Source organism: Streptomyces sp. DSM 116795 (assembly GCF_055792905.1).
Genome location: NZ_CM147707.1, coordinates 4,030,515 through 4,046,003 on the forward strand (window position 1 = coordinate 4,030,515; position 15,489 = coordinate 4,046,003).

General features: G+C 70.8%; 14 protein-coding genes. 3 read left to right on the forward strand and 11 right to left on the reverse strand.

The window, feature by feature from the left end; all coding sequences use genetic code 11:
• Positions 1-66: 66 nt before the first annotated feature.
• The 8 genes from ACSMXX_RS17420 to ACSMXX_RS17455 form a co-directional block, all read right to left on the reverse strand.
• Positions 67-1,533 carry a sulfatase family protein gene (locus ACSMXX_RS17420; RefSeq protein WP_473179615.1) on the reverse strand — a complete coding sequence of 489 codons (1,467 nt, stop codon included), beginning with the start codon at positions 1,531-1,533 and terminating at the stop codon, positions 67-69.
• The gene (locus tag ACSMXX_RS17425; protein WP_473179616.1) at positions 1,530-2,510 is read right to left on the reverse strand and encodes an aliphatic sulfonate ABC transporter substrate-binding protein; all 981 of its coding nucleotides are present in this window, start codon (positions 2,508-2,510) and stop codon (positions 1,530-1,532) included. The genes ACSMXX_RS17420 and ACSMXX_RS17425 overlap by 4 nt, the downstream gene beginning before the upstream one ends.
• Positions 2,511-2,568: 58 nt before the next feature.
• Positions 2,569-3,363, reverse strand: a complete 795-nt coding sequence (locus tag ACSMXX_RS17430; protein ID WP_473179617.1) for an ABC transporter ATP-binding protein — start codon at positions 3,361-3,363, stop codon at positions 2,569-2,571.
• Positions 3,360-4,166, reverse strand: coding sequence for an ABC transporter permease (locus ACSMXX_RS17435; protein ID WP_473179618.1), 807 nt, complete (start codon positions 4,164-4,166; stop codon positions 3,360-3,362). The genes ACSMXX_RS17430 and ACSMXX_RS17435 overlap by 4 nt, the downstream gene beginning before the upstream one ends.
• 16 nt (positions 4,167-4,182) lie before the next feature.
• Complete coding sequence (locus ACSMXX_RS17440; protein WP_473184830.1) at positions 4,183-5,385, reverse strand: ROK family protein; 1,203 nt, start codon at positions 5,383-5,385, stop codon at positions 4,183-4,185.
• Positions 5,386-5,458: 73 nt separating this feature from the next.
• The gene (locus ACSMXX_RS17445; RefSeq protein ID WP_473184831.1) at positions 5,459-6,670 is read right to left on the reverse strand and encodes an MFS transporter; all 1,212 of its coding nucleotides are present in this window, start codon (positions 6,668-6,670) and stop codon (positions 5,459-5,461) included.
• Positions 6,671-6,743: 73 nt separating this feature from the next.
• Positions 6,744-7,244 (reverse strand): ArsI/CadI family heavy metal resistance metalloenzyme, encoded by a 501-nt coding sequence (locus ACSMXX_RS17450; RefSeq protein ID WP_473179619.1) that lies wholly within the window; start codon positions 7,242-7,244, stop codon positions 6,744-6,746.
• A 31-nt stretch (positions 7,245-7,275) separates the two neighbouring features.
• A complete protein-coding gene (locus ACSMXX_RS17455) occupies positions 7,276-8,652 on the reverse strand; it encodes an NAD(P)-binding domain-containing protein (protein ID WP_473179620.1) in 1,377 nt (458 codons plus the stop codon).
• 185 nt (positions 8,653-8,837) lie between these two features.
• Between ACSMXX_RS17455 and ACSMXX_RS17460 the strand changes: the two genes are divergently transcribed.
• Complete coding sequence (locus ACSMXX_RS17460; RefSeq protein ID WP_473179621.1) at positions 8,838-9,194, forward strand: ArsR/SmtB family transcription factor; 357 nt, start codon at positions 8,838-8,840, stop codon at positions 9,192-9,194.
• Between the two features lie 119 nt (positions 9,195-9,313).
• On the opposite strand, the gene ACSMXX_RS17465 is transcribed toward ACSMXX_RS17460, so the two are convergent.
• Positions 9,314-10,438, reverse strand: a complete 1,125-nt coding sequence (locus ACSMXX_RS17465; RefSeq protein WP_473179622.1) for a hypothetical protein — start codon at positions 10,436-10,438, stop codon at positions 9,314-9,316.
• Positions 10,439-10,690: 252 nt separating this feature from the next.
• Between ACSMXX_RS17465 and ACSMXX_RS17470 the strand changes: the two genes are divergently transcribed.
• The gene (locus tag ACSMXX_RS17470) at positions 10,691-11,914 is read left to right on the forward strand and encodes an MFS transporter (protein ID WP_473179623.1); all 1,224 of its coding nucleotides are present in this window, start codon (positions 10,691-10,693) and stop codon (positions 11,912-11,914) included.
• Positions 11,914-12,504, forward strand: coding sequence for a GNAT family N-acetyltransferase (locus ACSMXX_RS17475; protein ID WP_473184832.1), 591 nt, complete (start codon positions 11,914-11,916; stop codon positions 12,502-12,504). Before ACSMXX_RS17470 ends, ACSMXX_RS17475 begins: the two co-directional genes overlap by 1 nt.
• A gap of 66 nt (positions 12,505-12,570) precedes the next feature.
• Here ACSMXX_RS17475 and ACSMXX_RS17480 read toward each other — a convergent pair whose 3' ends face one another.
• Together ACSMXX_RS17480 and shiA are read right to left on the reverse strand one after the other, a co-directional pair.
• Complete coding sequence (locus tag ACSMXX_RS17480) at positions 12,571-13,857, reverse strand: saccharopine dehydrogenase family protein (protein ID WP_473179624.1); 1,287 nt, start codon at positions 13,855-13,857, stop codon at positions 12,571-12,573.
• Positions 13,858-14,103: 246 nt separating this feature from the next.
• Entirely contained in the window at positions 14,104-15,486 is a 1,383-nt protein-coding gene (shiA, locus tag ACSMXX_RS17485) for a shikimate transporter (RefSeq protein WP_473179625.1), read from the reverse strand.
• Positions 15,487-15,489 lie beyond the last annotated feature (3 nt).

Genomic DNA, 15,489 nt, shown 5'->3' on the forward strand with positions numbered 1-15,489 from the left:
CTCACTGGGGACGGCTGACGCATGGCGACTCCTCGGTCTCGCTCCATCAGGACCGTGCGGGGTGAGTCAGTCGGTGCCCTCCAGCTCGAAGGAGCTGAGGCTGGGGTCGTGGTCGGAGGCGCCGATGTCGTACATCGGTGTCATCCAGTGGTAGAAGTTGTCGCCGCGTTCGCGGAGGAGGTCGTAGAGCCGGCGCAGCATGCGGCGGCGTACGGGCGCGAACTCGGGGTGCGGATACCGGTTGTGGAGCTCGCTGGGGTCCTGGACGAGGTCGTAGAGCTCGTTGACCGACTCCGGGTTGACGACGAGCTTGTAGCGCTCGTCGCGGAGCATCCGCTGCGGGTAGGGGAAGTGGTGGCCGTGGAACTCGGCGACCAAGTCGGCGGCCCAGTCCGGGTGTTCACCGCGCACCAGTGGTACGAGGCTGCGGCTGTCCACGGCCGGCTCCGGATCGCAGCCGGCCAGGTCCAGGATGGTCGCCGTGCAGTCGGTGAGCGTGACGAGTTCGTTCCTGACCTGCGGTGCGGCCCCGGGAATGCGGACGATGCCGGGGATGCGGTAGATGTCCTCGTACATGGCCGGGCCCTTGTCGTGCAGCCGGTGGGCGCCGGTGAACTCGCCGTGGTCGGCGGTGAAGAAGACCGAGGTGTCCTCGCTCAGGCCGAGTTCACCGAGCCGGGTCAGGACGCGGCCGATCTGCTCGTCGATCAGCGTGACGTAGCCCCAGTAGACGGCGATCAGTTTGCGGGTGACCTCGATCGGCATGGTGTCGAACGTCCAGTGCTCGCTGTAGTTGCGCTGCACCGGCGGCTTGCCCTCGAAGGTCTCGGCGATCGACTCCGGCAGCTCCACGAGGTCCGGGTCGTAGCGGTCGAAGTACGCGTCGGGGAGCAGGTAGGGCAGGTGGGGCCCGAAGAAGTGGGTGGCCAGGAAGAACGGGCGGCCGTCGGCGGCATATTGGTCGAGCTGTTCGATGGTGCGGGTGGCGAGGTAGTACTCGAAGGTCGCCTCGACCGGCTGGTGCAGCCGTGCGGCGAGCAGGTTGCCCGGGTTGCCGTTGGGTGTGGTGCCGCGCACGTGGTCGGATATCCGGTACGGCGGCAGGCCCCGTTCCGCCAGGTAGGCCAGGTAGTCGGGATGGTCGACGGGGTTGTGCCAGCCGGGCAGGTCCGGCCCGTCGAATCCGTACGAGGCGGCGTTACGGTGCGTGCCCCCGTGCCACTTGCCGATCAGGCCGAGCTGGTAACCCCGCTCCCGCAGCGCGCCCGCGAAGGTGAACGCGTCCTCGCGCAGGTCCTCCAGATAGCCCACGTTGCGTTCGTAGTTGGCCAGCAGCCGGTGGCGGAACGGCGCCTGCCCGGTGAGCAGGCTGGCCCGGGCTGGCGTGCAGATGGCGGTGGGCGTGTAGGACCGGTCGAAGCGCGTGCCGGTCGCGGCAAGCCCGTCGAGGTGGGGGGTGTCGACGTGCGGGTTGCCGTAACAGCCCAGGGTGTCGACGCGGTGCTGATCGGTCATCAGGAACAGCAGGTTCACTTCGCGTAAGCCTTCGTGTAGAGGTCGCCGGTGTAGTAACTGGAGGGCTTCGGCGCGTTCTTGAGCTGACCGGCGCGTACGAAGAAGCGGCCCAGGTTGTTCAGCCACGCGTCGACGGTGCCGTTCTTGGTCTTGGCGACGAGGTCGGCGGTCGTCAGGGTCTCCACGTTCGCGGCGTCGGCCTTCACCTTGCTCTCGTCGAGCTTGAGCATTTTGGCGGACTCGCTGATGGCCTCCTGGGGATGCTCCGCCCGCCAGTCGTTGGCCTTCTGGAGCACCTTGATCACCTTGCTGGTGAGTTCGGGCTTCACCTTGTTGCCCGCGACGAAGGCGGTGGGGAAGGTGCTGTCCATCTCCCGGGTGCTGGCGACCTCTTCGAGGTCGGGCACCTTGTTCTTGATGTTGTCGATCAGCGGGTACCAGATGCCCGCTCCGTCGATCTGCCCGGAGGAGAACGCGGAGACGATCGAGCCCGGAGCCATCGGCACCTTCTGCACGTCCTTGGTGGTCATCCCCGCCTTCTCCAGCGCGAGGTTGAGCGCCATGTCGCCGGATGTGCCCTCGGGGACGCCGACCTTCTTCCCCTTTAGTTCCTTCATCGAGCCGATGCCGGGCTGGGCGATGACCCGGTCCGCGTACGCGAGCGTGTTGACCGAGACGACCTTGGCCTTGCCGGAGGCGGGCAGCCACATGGCACCGGGGCCGATGTAGCCGAAGTCGAGGTCGCCGGCGCCGAGTGCCTGGACCTGGACCGGCCCGTCGTTGAACGCCTTGACCCTCGCGGTGAGGCCCGCCTCCTTCCACAGGCCGCGCTTCTTGGCTATGGCCAGCAGGCTCACGCCGTTGTAGTCGCCGATGTAACCGAAGTCGACCGTCGAGTCGTTGGCGGTGTCCTCGGCGCACGCACTCACGGAGAGTGCCAGTACGGACACGGTGGAGGCGGCCGCGAGGGCACGCCGAATACTGCTGTTGCGCATGGCGGGGCAGTCCTCTCGGGAGTGACCGAAAAGCAGGGAGTCAGCGGATAGGGGTTCGTCAGGCGGCGGGTGCGGCCTGGGGCTGGTGATAGACGGCGTGCCAGACCTCGTTCCGTATCTCCCGGAACTCAGCCGAGAGCCGGATCTCCTCGGTACGCGGATACGGGAGGCCGACTTCCAGGACTCGGTGGACGCGGCCGGGCCTGGCGGCCATCACGACCACCCGGCTGGCCAGATAGACCGCCTCGTCGACGTCGTGCGTGATGAACAGGACCGTGCGCTGCTCCTGCCGCCAGGTGCCCAGGAGCTGGTCCTGCAACTGCACGCGGGACAGCGCGTCGAGCGCTCCGAACGGCTCGTCCATCAGCAGCACCTGCGGATTCACCGCGTACGCGCGGGCGATCGCGCACCGCTGCTTCATGCCGCCGGACAGCGTCTTGGGCAGCGCGTCGGCGAAGTCCGCGAGCCCGACCAGGTCGATGGCGTGGTCGGCGCGCCGCTTGCGCTCCGCGGCCGGCAGCGCGGCCAGCTTCAGGCCGAACTCCACGTTGTGACGCACCGTCAGCCAGGGGAACAGGGCGTACTGCTGGAAGATCACGCCGCGGTCCGGCCCCGGTCCGGTGACCGGGGCACCGTCCACGAGGACCTGGCCCTCCGTGGGCGCGACCAGTCCGGCCGCCATGCTCATCAGCGTGCTCTTGCCGCAGCCGGACGGGCCGACGACCGTGACGAACTCCCGGTCGGCGATGTCCAGCGACACATGGTCGAGCGCGACGAAGCCGGTGTCCTTCATCGGGGAGGTCTTCATCGGGAAGGTCTTGACCACGTCCTGAAAGGAGATCTTGATAGTCATCGGCGCTCCTGCCAACCGGTGAGCCGTCGTTCGGCGAGCAGCAGCAGCCGGTCCATGGCCAGGCCGAGCACGCCGATGGTGATCAGCGCCACGAAGATCGTGGGAATCTCGTACCAGGTCGAGGCCTTCTGCATGCGGAAGCCCAACCCCTCCTGCGCGCCGACCAGTTCGGCCGCCACCAGCGTCGCCCAGGACGCGCCGAGCCCGATCCGCATCCCGACCAGGATGAACGGAGTGGACGCCGGGACGACGATCTTGACGAAGATGGTCCGGTCGGACGCGCCGAGCACCCGCGCTGCGTTGATCAGCGTCTTGTCCACGTCGACGACGCCCTGGAAGGCCGCCACCACGCAGGACATGAACGCCGCCAGAAAGATCACGAAGACCTTCGGTGTCTCCCCGATGCCCATCAGCACGATCGCCAGCGGAATGAGAGCCAGCGGCGGGATCGTACGGAAGAACTGGACGAAGGGTTCGATCAGTCCACGGGCCAGCGGATACCAGCCCATGAGGAAGCCGATCGGAACGGCCACCACGGTGCCCAGCGCGAAGCCCGTGAAGACCCGGCGCAGACTGGCCAGCGTGTCATCGAGGAGCGAACCGTCGGCGATCATGTCGGCGCCGCGCTCCGCCACGCTGACCGGCCCGGGAAGGTTCTCCACCCCGAGGGACGCCAGCGCCCACACGCTCAACCCGAGCGCGAGCGCGACCAGGTTGAGAACGAGCGGCCGTCCGGCTCGCCTCGGGGCGCGCCGCTCGGCTGCCGGCGCGGGCTTCCTCCCAGGTGTGGTGATCACGGCCATGGGTGCCTCATCTGCTTCATCGGTCCTCCTCGGGATCCGGTTGCGCCGGGTAACGGGAGAGCAGGGAAGATTCGCGCAGGACCAGCCCGATGCCGCCGAGGGCGCCCCCGACCTCGCCGAGCGTCGCCTGGCGCAGTTCGAGCCGGTGCCGCGAGAGCGGCAGGACGTGCGTGCTCAGCGCCTCCTCGACCGGCCCGGTCAACGCGGCACCGGCCGCGGCCAGTTCACCGCCGATCACGATCACGCCGGGCCCGACCGCATTGCACACCGCCGCGAGCACTTTGCCGACCTGGGAGCCCGCGGCACGCAGCACGTTCCGCACCGCTTCGTCGCCGGAGCCGAGCGCAGCCATCAACGCGGAGACGTCCTCGGCCGACCCGCCCGCGGCACGGTAGGAGTCGAGCACGGCGCCCACCGAGGCCACGGTCTCCAGGCAGCCGACCCCACCGCATTCACAGCGCATCCCGGCCCCCTCGACCGTGATGTGCCCGAACTCGCCCGACAGCCCGTACGCCCCGCGGTGCAGCGCACCACCCACTACGAGGCCGCCGCCGACACCGTGCGACAGCCGGAGATAGAGCACGTCCTCATCGCCCGCCGCCGCACCCCACACCGACTCGGCGAGCGCCGCGAGCCTCGTGTTGTTGTCCACCAGTACCGGCACCCCGAAGCGCTCGTGCAGCAGTTCCGGCAGTCCGTCGACGCCGCGGGCGTACGCGCTCTCGCCGCCCGGGTCGGCGACCGGCCCGACGACGCCCACGCCGATGGCGCTGAGTGCACCGAACTCCAGCGTTCCGCCGGTCAGCGAGCGCGCCAGCCGCTGCGCGAGATCGGTCCGTTCCACCCAGGACAGATCCCCCGCGTGCGACTCGCTCGCGGACCCGACGATCTCGTGCGCGACGTTGGCGGCGGCCACGTGCACCGCGCGCCGGGCGAAGTCGATCCCGATCGCCTGGCCGGCCTCGGGGTTGAGAGTCAGCGTCTCCACCGGCCGGCCACGCTTGCGCGGCCCCGCCTCGGGAGCGGAGGCGACCACGGCGCCACTGGTCAGCAGCCCGCCGACGATGTCGTAGAGAGTCGTGCGGGACAGCCCGCTGAGCTTTCCCAATTCCCCCCGGCTCAGCCGACCGTGCTTGCGCAACAGGTCGAGCACCAACTTCTCGTGCCCCCGCCGCAGCCGGGTCAGGGGACCGTCGTGAGACTCCATGCAGCACAGCATCTGACCCTCGACGTTTTTCGTCAATAACTCGGAAAAATATTCCGGCTGCCGGACGTCCCCGCGCGCCGTCACGTCACCTCGACGCGTGGGCCTCCTCGCAGCCCGGCCGTACGGCATGTGCCGTCCGCGGCGGTGTACCGCCGAGCGCGAGCGCCGCGGCGAGTGCCGAGACGCCCGCGAGGGTCAGGAAGAGGGCGGCGTGGCCGCCGAGGGGTCCGGCGAGCGCGGCGCCGGCGAAGGGGGCGAGGCCGGTGGCGACGGTGACGGGGGCGGTGAGGATGCCCGAGAGGCGTCCGTAGTGACGGGTGCCCCAGCGGTCGGTGACGGCGGTGGCCTGCAGGAGGGTGAGATTGCCGCGGACCGTGCCGGCGGCGATGGCGAGCGCGGTCAGGAGCGGTACCGGCCCTGGGACGAGGGCGAGGGCCGCGGTGGTGGCGCCGCCGGCGGCGATGAGGACGGTGGTGCGGGTGGTCACGCCGGTGCGGCGGGCGAGGGGCGCGTAGAAGATGCGGCCGAGGGTCTGTCCGAGGCCGCCGAGTCCCAGTGCCCAGGCCGCCTGGGTGGAGGTCGCGCCGCGCTCGTTCAGCAAGGGGACGAGTCCGATCACGACGGCGAAGGATGTGCAGGCGGAGAGCGTCAGCGCGATCGTCAGCAGGATGAAGGGGCGGCTGCGGGCGACCGGCCTCCCGGGTTTGCCGCCCGGTTCGGACCGCGGTGACGCGTGCGGGGCGCCGGGCGCGGGCGGCCACGGTGCGCGCAGGGCGAGGGTGTGGGCGGGGACGGTGACGAGGGCGAGGACCGCCGCCAGGACCGCATAGGCGGACCGCCAGCTCATGTGCTCGATGAGCGCGGCGGTCAGGGGTGCGAAAGCGGTGCTGGCCAGTCCGCCGGCCAGGGTGAGGATCGTCAGGGCGCGGACACGGTCCGGGCCCCACCAGCGGGTGAGGGCGGCGAAGGCGGGAGGGTAGAGCGTCCCGGCCATCGCCGCCCCCGCGCACAGCCAAGCCCCCGTGAACACAAGGAGATTGGGCGCCGCGGCGATGGCCAGCACTGACGCCGTGCCCAGTACGGACCCGGCGGTCATCACCGCGCGCGGGCCCCGCCGGTCCAGTACGCGGCCGAGGGGTATGCCGAGGAGGGCTGAGACGAGGAGGGCGGCGGAGAAGGCGCCGGTCGCCGCGGTGCCCGACCAGCCGGTCTCCTCGGTCAGTTGGGGCAGCAGGACGGGGAATGCGTAGTAGAGGACGCCCCAGCTGGTGATCTGGGTGAGACACAAGGCGGGCAGGACGAAGCGGGGCCGCGGCCGGTCCCCCGTCCCGGTCGCGGCCCCGCCGGCTTGGAGGTCGCCTTGCCGCACCTCAGCAGCAGCCGGAGGGGACGGTTTCCCGGCGGGGCCCGTCCACGCCCTGCCCGTCCACGCCCTGCCCGTCCACGCCGGGGCCGCCGCCGGGGCCGGCGCAGCACGTGCTGCCCTCCTGCCTGCTGAGCGAGCCGGCGTCGCCCTTGGCGACGTAGACCTCCCAGGGCTCCCTGCCGGGGCCGTGGACCCAGACCTTGTCCTGGAGGGCGTAACAGCAGGAGGTGTCGTTCTCTTCGTGAGTCGTCAGACCTGCCTCGCTGAGGCGGGCGGTGGCGGCGCTCACGGCTTCGGAGGAGCCGACCTCCACTCCGAGGTGGTCCATGCGGGTCTCCTCTCCGGCGTCGCCTTCGATGAGGACGAGCTTGAGCGGGGGCTCCGCGACGGCGAAGTTGGCGTATCCGTCGCGGAGTTTGGCAGGCCCGGTGCCGAAGAGCCTGCTGTAGAACGCCACGGACGCTTCGAGGTCGGGCACGCGAAGTGCGAGCTGCAGTCGTGACATGGTGCACCTCCTTGTACGGGGTGAGTCCGGGTCAGCAGCCGCCGGGTGAAGCCGGGGCCTGGGCTCCCTCGGGGTGAACGGCGGCCGGCGCGGAGCAGCAGCCGCCGCCTTCGTCCTGTCCTGCGTTCTGTGCCGCTTCGGCCTCCGGCACATCCAGGCCGGCGCCGCCGCACACTCCGGTCTCCGGGAGGGTCAACTCCACACGCGCTGCGGCTTCGTGGTCGCCGGCGAGGTGGGCGGCGATGGAACGGACCTGCTCGAAGCCGGTCATCGCGAGGAAGGTCGGCGCGCGCCCGTAGCTCTTCATCCCGGCCAGGTAGACGTTCGTCTCCGGGTGAGCCAGCTCCTTCTCGCCGTGGGGGTAGACGGTGCCGCAGGAGTGGACGTTGGGATCGATCAACGGGGCCAGCTGCACCGGGGCTTGAAGACGCTCGTCCAGGCCCAGGCGCAGTTCGTCGAGGAAGGAGAGGTCGGGCCGCAGGCCGGTGAGGACGACGACCTCGTCGACGGGTTCGAGACGGCGGCCGTCCTCGGACACCAGCACGACGCGCCCGTCCGCCTCCTCGACCGCGGCCGTACGGAATCCCGTGACCGCTTCGGCGTATCCGCCCTCGACGGCGGCCTTGGCGCGCAGGCCGAGTGCGCCGCGGGCGGGCAGCTGGTCGGCCTCGCCGCCGCCGAAGGTGCTCTCGCCGATGCCCCGCCGCAGGATCCAGGACGCGTGGGTGCCCGGGTGCTCCTCGGCCAGCTCGGCGAGCTGGGCGAGAGCGGTGAACGCGGAGGCACCGGAGCCGATCACGGCGGTGCGCCTACCCGCGTAACGGGCTTTCACAGCAGGCTTGTTCAGGTCCGGGACGCGGTAGGTGACGCGGTCTGCGGCATCCCGCTCACCGGGGGCGGGAAGGCCGTCGCCGCCGAGGGGACCCGGGACCGCCCAGGTGCCGGAGGCGTCGATGACGGCGCGGGCCGTCAAGCGCTCCCGGGTGCCGTCCGCTCTCAACAGGTGGACGGTGAAGGGCTGTTCGTCGCGGCCTGCGTCGACCACGCGGTCCCGTCCGCTGCGCGAGATTCCGGTGACGCGGGTGCCGTACCGGACGCGGTCTCCCAGCGCGTCGGCGAGCGGCTGGAGGTAGAGCTCGGCCCAGTCGTCGCCGGAGGGGTAGGCGGCGCCGTCCGGGCGGACCCAGCCGGTGGGGGCCAGGAGCTTCTCGGCGGCCGGGTCGACGACCTCGGCCCACGGCGAGAACAGCCTTACGTGGCCCCACTCCCGCACGGCGCTGCCGGCACGGGGCCCCGCCTCCAGGACCAGCGGGTTCTGCTCCCGCGCGACGAGGTGGACTGCGGCGGCCAGGCCGACCGGACCCGCTCCGATGACCACGGTGGGCAGCGCGGCGGTGGGCTCGTTCACGGTGGCTCCCGGGTTGATTCGGTGCTGTCGTTGATTCGACGCTTGTCGATGGCTTGCACTGTCAGCATCACACCTGTTTCGACGAACGTCAACATAGACATACATCGAATCATCATTCGAGCCGCAGCGGGGCAGCCGTGCATGCGGCTGAGAGCCTTCTATTCGATGTGTGTCAAAATAGACGTATGTCGAATGAGAAGACCTTGCCGCTCCTGGAGGCGGACGTGGCGGCGTGCTGTCCGCCGCTGGACGAGCGGCCGCTGACGTCCGAGGAGGCGGAGCGGGCCGCTGCGATGTTCAAGGCGCTCGGCGACCCCGTCCGGCTGCGGCTCTTCTCCCAGATCGCCTCCCACGCCGGCGGCGAGGCCTGCGTGTGCGACATCTCCGACGTCGGCGTCTCGCAGCCCACCGTCAGCCACCACCTGAAGAAGCTGCGCGAGGCGGGACTGCTGACGTCCGAGCGGCGCGGCACATGGGTGTACTACCGAGTTGCCCCCAGCGTGATGGCCGCCATGGCGCGCAGCTTCTCCGTCTCCGGCTGACGGCGGTCCGCGCTCTGCGAGGGCGCTCACGGGGCGGGGAGGCTGTCGCGGGGAGCGCCGCCGGCCCGGGCCATCGGCGGCCCGGGCCGGCGCTCCCCGCGATCTCGACTCCCGTGCCGCTACGGCTTCTTCGTAGCGGGAGCGGAGCCGACGGCGTCGCAGTTGGGGACGCTGTTGGGAGGTGCACAGTTCGTCGGATGGTTATTGAAGACGGTGCTCTTGATGAGGTTCACCTCGGGCGTCTGCTTGGCGGAGTCACCGGTCTTGCTCTGCTTACGCTCGGGACTGCCGGTCGGACGGATGATCACGCCGAAGCGACGCCCGTCGTTGTTGATGCCGCCGCCCTCGGCAGGACGGTTCGCGGTGTTGCGCGTGACGGTGCTCCTGTAGAGGGTCGTCGGCTCGTGCGCCCCCACGAAGATGCCCCCGCCGGACAGCGAGGCGACATTGCCTCTGACCCGGGTGGAGTTGAGGCGCAGTGGCCCGGTCTGGGACCCCGAGCCGCTGCTGATGCTCATGGTCATGATGCCGCCCCCGACAGCGGAGTCGTTGTCGTCGACCGACACGTTGTTCAGCTTGGTGTCGCCGCCGTTCGCGAGCCCTCCGGCCCAGTCGTCGGAGGTGTTGCCGCGGATGGCGCCGCCCTCCATCGTCATCGTTCCGCTGGTGGCGACCGCACCGCCGACCCGGGTCGCGTTGTCGTGGAACGTGGTGCGTTTCAGTACGAGCGTTCCCACGTTGTTCCAGACCCCGCCGGCGAGGAAGCCGGCACGGTTGCCTCTGACCGTCACATCGGTGAGCGTGAGCTTGCCGTGGTCGTTGAAGACGCCCCCGCCGCCGGCCGCGAAGCCGTTGCCGGATGCGTCACCGCCGCGGACGGTGAGCGAGTCGAGGCTGAGGCTGCCGCCCTGCCTGACGTGGAAGACGCGGAAGGCTCCGGTGGCGCTGGACGCGCGCTGGACGACGGTGCGGTCACCTCCCGAGATCCGCACCTTGCCGGTGATCTCCGGCAGGCCGTCGTCCGCGTTGTCGGCCGCCGTGAGGGAGTAGGTGCACCGCGGGGCGAGGACGATGCTGCCGCCGCCGGTGTTCGCGTTGTCGATGGCTGTCTTGAGCGCGGCGATGTCGCCGCAGGGGACGCGGGTCGGCGCCTGCGCCTGGGCTTGTCCGGCGGGCAGAAGGGTCAGGCACAGGCCGAGGCCGGTGACGGCGGTGAGGGTTACGCGTCTGAGCTTGTCAGTCATGCGGCTTCCCTTGGCTGTTGGGGACGGACGGGCAGGGAGGACTGAAACGTGAAGAACGTGACGCCCGGTCACCGAGCGGCCTTCGCCCCTGAGCGCCACTGATCGACATTCAGAGATGTATACGAAGCTGGCATTCAGCGCATTTGCTGCTCGGCTGTCTGGCCCGCAGGACCCGATACGCCTTCGCGATCCCCGCACGTACCCGGCAAGGGATGCCTGACGTGCCCCTGTCCCTGTCCGGGGAGCTGCGCCATGATGGGCGGCAGCCATGATCACCGTCTGCCCGAACCACTGATGACCACCTGCAAGGATCCGCCCTCCGCGCCGCCCGTCACGGGGCCGCCGCGCGCCCTGTCGGCCGCGACGTTCGTGAGCAGCTTCGACCGCTTCGTGATCAGCCCGATGCTGGTGCTGATCGCCTCCGGGCTGGGCGTGCCGCTCTCGACGGTCGTCGTCACGGCGAGCGGTTACTTCCTGGCGTACGGGCTGTCGCAGCCGCTGTGGGGAGTGCTCTCCGACCGCTTCGGGCGCGTCCGCGTCATACGCGCGACGCTGCTGGCCGCCGCACTGGCCGGTGCGATATCCGCGGTCGCGCCCGGCCTGCCGTCGCTGGCGGCGGCGCGGATCGTCGCGGGCGCCTTCTTCGGCGCCGTGGTGCCGACATCTCTGACGTACGTGGGTGACACGGTGACCGCAGGGCGCCGCCAGCGGGCGCTGTCCGACCTGATGGCGGCGATGGCGACGGGCACCGCCCTGGCCACGGCCTTCGGCGGTGTGCTGGCTCATCTGCTCGACTGGCGTGCGGTGTTCGCCACGTCCGCGGCGTGCGCGGCGCTGTGCGCGTTCGCCATGCGCGCGCTGCCGGAACCGCCGCGGGCGCCCGTCGCCGGAGTGGGCGAGCATCTCCGTACGGTGCTGCGCGACCGCTGGGCCCTGCTGGTGTTCGGGCTGGCGTTCGTGGAGGGCGCCGTACTGCTCGGGACGATGACTCTGCTCGCGGCCGCGCTGCAGGCGCACGGGGTCAGCGCAGCCGTCGCCGGTCTGGCCACGGCCGCCTTCGGGGTCGGAGTGCTGGGCTTCTCGCTGCTGGTGAAGAGACTGGCCGGACGGATGCCGGTGTGGTCGCTGATCGCCCTGGGCGGCGCGCAGATCTGCATCGGCTACGGGATCGTCGCGGGGCGGATCGGTCTGGCCACGGTCGTGGTCACGGCACTGCTTCTCGGGGGCGGCTGGTCGTTCATGCACTCGTCGCTGCAGACGTGGGCGACTTCGGTGGCGCCGCAGGCACGCGGCACGGCGGTCGCCTTCTTCGCCGCCGCGCTGTTCATCGGCAGCTCGGTCGCGGTGACCGCGGCCGGGCCGTTGGCCCAGCACGACCGGTTCGCGCTGCTGTTCGGCATCGCATGCGCGGTGTCGGTGCCGCTGACCCTCACTGCCGTACTGTGCCGGCGGCGCTGGCCGGGAGCCACGTCATGATGGATGACGTGACCACTGAGCAGGCACACGGGCCGGTCTTGATCGAGGCACTGAGGGCCTCCCACGCCGACGAGATCCTCGCGATCTACCAGGCCGGCATCGACGAGGGGAACGCGACCTTCGAGACGGCCGCTCCCACCTGGGAGGCCTTCGACGCCGCGAAGCTCGCGGAGCACCGGTTCGTCGCCCTGGACCCGGAGGGCGGCGGCGCCGGGAGCGGGGGTGCCGGTGAGATCGCCGGCGGCAGCGGGAGAGCCGGCGGGAGCGGGCGGGTGCTCGGCTGGATCGCCGTCGCCCCCGTCTCGCCCCGTGCCGTCTACGCGGGTGTGGTCGAGCACTCGGTGTACGTGCATCCCGGTGCGCGCGGCCGGGGAGTCGCCCGTGCCCTGCTGGATGCGCTGATCGCCTCCACCGAGGCCGCGGGGATCTGGACGATCCAGGCCGGCGTCTTCCCCGAGAACACGGCCAGCATCGCCGTCCATCTGCGCGCGGGCTTCCGGGCCGTCGGCGTCAGCGAGCGCGTGGGCCGGCATCACGGCACCTGGCGCGACGTACAGCTCCTGGAGCGGCGCAGCCCCGTGGTCGGCTGATCGCCGGACGGCTCCGCGCCAGCTGCCGTAGGCCGGGCCGGTGTCGGCTCCGTGCCGGCATCCGTGTCAGTAGGCGCGTGCCGCGATCGTCATGCCCGCATTGCGCAGGCGGCCGACGAGAGCGTCCCCGATGCCGGTGGCCGGTGTGAGCACCCCGCCGCCGTCCTCGACGTCGGGCAGTCCGGCCCGGTCGTGCACGAGGGCGAGGGCGGATTCGCCGAGCATGACGGCGGTGGCGTTGTAGCCGGGGTCGCCCTGTGCCTTGAAGCGGGCGGTGTAGCGGGTGCCGTTCGTGGTGACGGCGAAGGTGTCGAAGGTGAAGTGGCCCTTCTCGCGCGTACGGCGGCCGGGACCGTCGCCCGGCTCCGGCAGGATCCTGTCCATCAGCGGACGGGTGGGACGCAGCGCAAGCCCGGTCACGAGGGCCCCCATGAACCCGGCCGCGCCGACCGCGACCAGCGGTGACAGCAGCGGGGGCCCGACGCGCATGGCCTCGCGGTAGCGGAAGCGGGCGCCGTAGGCGTGACCACGCAGCGCGGCGCTGCGGCGGACGATCCGGGTGTTGAACGGGGCCATCGGGAAGGGGGCGAGGACTCCCCGCAGCGGCGTACCGGCCTTGGAGCCGCGGGCCATGAACAGGTCGTCCTGGCGGCCCAGTTCGGGCTCGGCCGTACGGTCGGGACTGAGCGTGTAGGGGTCCATGGTGCGGCGGCGGGCGTCCCGGTCCTTCTTCATGACGTCGATCTGCTGCCGCACCGAGTCGATCGTGCCGCCGCTGACGCCGCCGCTGACCGCGGTGAGGACCGCGGTGGTGTCGGTGAGCTCGCCGTTGCCGTCCGCACGGACCTTCTCGTGCAGGAGGTGGACGTTGAGGTCGGAGGGGACCGAGTCGAATCCGCAGGCATGGACGATGCGCGCGCCCGCGGAGGCGGCGGCCTCGTGGTGGGCGTCGATGGTCTCGCGGACGAACAACGCCTCACCGCACAGGTCGACGTAGTCGGTGCCGGCCTTTGCGCAGATGCCGACCAGGTCGCGGCCGTACCTCGCGTACGGGCCGACGGTGGTGATCACCACATGGGCCGCCCCGGCCATCTTCTCCAGCGCGGGGCGGTCGTGCGCCTCGGCGACGAACAGGGGCCAGTCGCGGGCGCGTTCACCCAGGCTCTCCCGTACGGCGGTGAGCTTCTTCTCGCTGCGTCCGGCCAGCGCGATCCGCGTTCCCTCGGGGGCGGCCTGGGCGAGATGGCGCGAGACGAGGGTGCCGACGAAACCGGTCGCACCGTAGACGGTGACGTCGATGTCGCGTGCACCGCGACGGGGAGTGCTGTCGGTGGTTTCCCTGGCGTCCGTCATGGGCGGGTCCTTCCGGCCGGGCGGTGGTCGCAGCGCCGGCGAAGAGGTCGGAGCGGTCGGAGAGGTCGGGAGCGGTCGGCGTGGGCGAGTACCCGCTCCCGTGGGCCGCCGGTGGGGCCGCACTCTCTCTCCTCCGGTGCTCCGGCTCCGCGGGTACGGACGTACTCACGGGTAAACGTATCCGGGCGGGAGCCCCGCGCGCCCGGCGGCCTGCCGGACCGGTCCGATCGCGGCCGGACAGGGTGGTCAGGACTTGGCGGCGGGTGCCCGGCCGGCCCCTGCCTTTCCTTCCTTCCCTCCCTCTCCTTCGTCCCGCTCCGCGGCGCCGGAAGAGCGGGCGGGGGTGGCGCGGAGCGTGAGCGCGACCAGCGCGGACGCCCCGAATCCGCCGGCGAGATAGGCCGCGACCCAGTACCACTCGCCGCCGCCGAAGGCGACGAGGGCCGTCGCGATGAACGGCGTGAAGCCGCCGCCCACAGCGCTGGCCACCTGGTAACCGAGACCGGCACCGCTGTAGCGGTACTCGGCGCCGAACAGCTCCGTGAACAGCGGCTGCTGGACGCTGACGATCAGGTCGTGGGCGATGTTGACGAGCAGGACGGAGGTGACCGCCAGCAGGATGGTGGAGCCGGACTCCATCGACATGAAGTACGGGACGGCGCCGAGCACGCCGATCACCGCGCCCGTCATGAAGACCGGCTTGCGCCCGTACCGGTCCGAGAGCCACGCGAAGGCCGGGATGGTGACGATGCCGATCCCGCCGACGAGCAGCCCGATGTTGAGCATGAAGCCGGAGTCGAAGCCGTGCTTGTCGGTGGCGTACGAGAGGGCGAACGTCGTGACGATGTACATCGACACCAGCTCCCCGAGGCGCATGCCGATGATCTGGAAGAAGGCGGCCGGCTGCTTGCGCAGGGCCGTCACCACGGGGAGCTTCGTACGCTGCTGGGGCTGCTGCGCCTCGACCTCCTCCTTGAACACCTCGCTCTCGGGGACGCCGGCCCGTATCCACAGCGCGAGTACGACAAGCAGTGCGCTGATCAGGAACGGGACACGCCAGCCCCAGTCCTGGAAGCCGTTCTCGCCGACGGCGGACTCCATCAGCGCCACGGCGCCGGTCGCGAGTATCAGGCCGACCGAGTAGCCGACCTGCACACCCGAGCTGTAGAAGGCCTTGAGCTTCGACGGCGCTGACTCGACCGCCATGAGCGCGGCGCCGCCCCACTCCCCTCCGACGGCGAACCCCTGGAGGGCGCGGAGGATCACCAGGAACAGCGGCGCCCACCAGCCGATGCTGTCGTACGTCGGCAGCGCACCGATGAGGGCCGTGGAGACGCCCATCAGCAGGACCGTCCACACGAGCATCCGCTTGCGGCCCAGCTTGTCCCCGAAGTGCCCGAAGACGAGACCGCCCAGCGGGCGGCACACGAATCCGATGCCGAAGGTCGCGAAGGCCGCCAGCGTGCCCGCGAGATCGCTGACACCGGGGAAGAAGGCCTCGTTGAAGACGATCGCGGCGACGATCCCGTAGAGCAGGAAGTCGTACCACTCGACGACGGCCCCGATGGAGCTGCCGATCGCGGCCCGCGTCTGCTTTCGCGGCGTTGACTGCTCTGATGTGGGTGACATGAG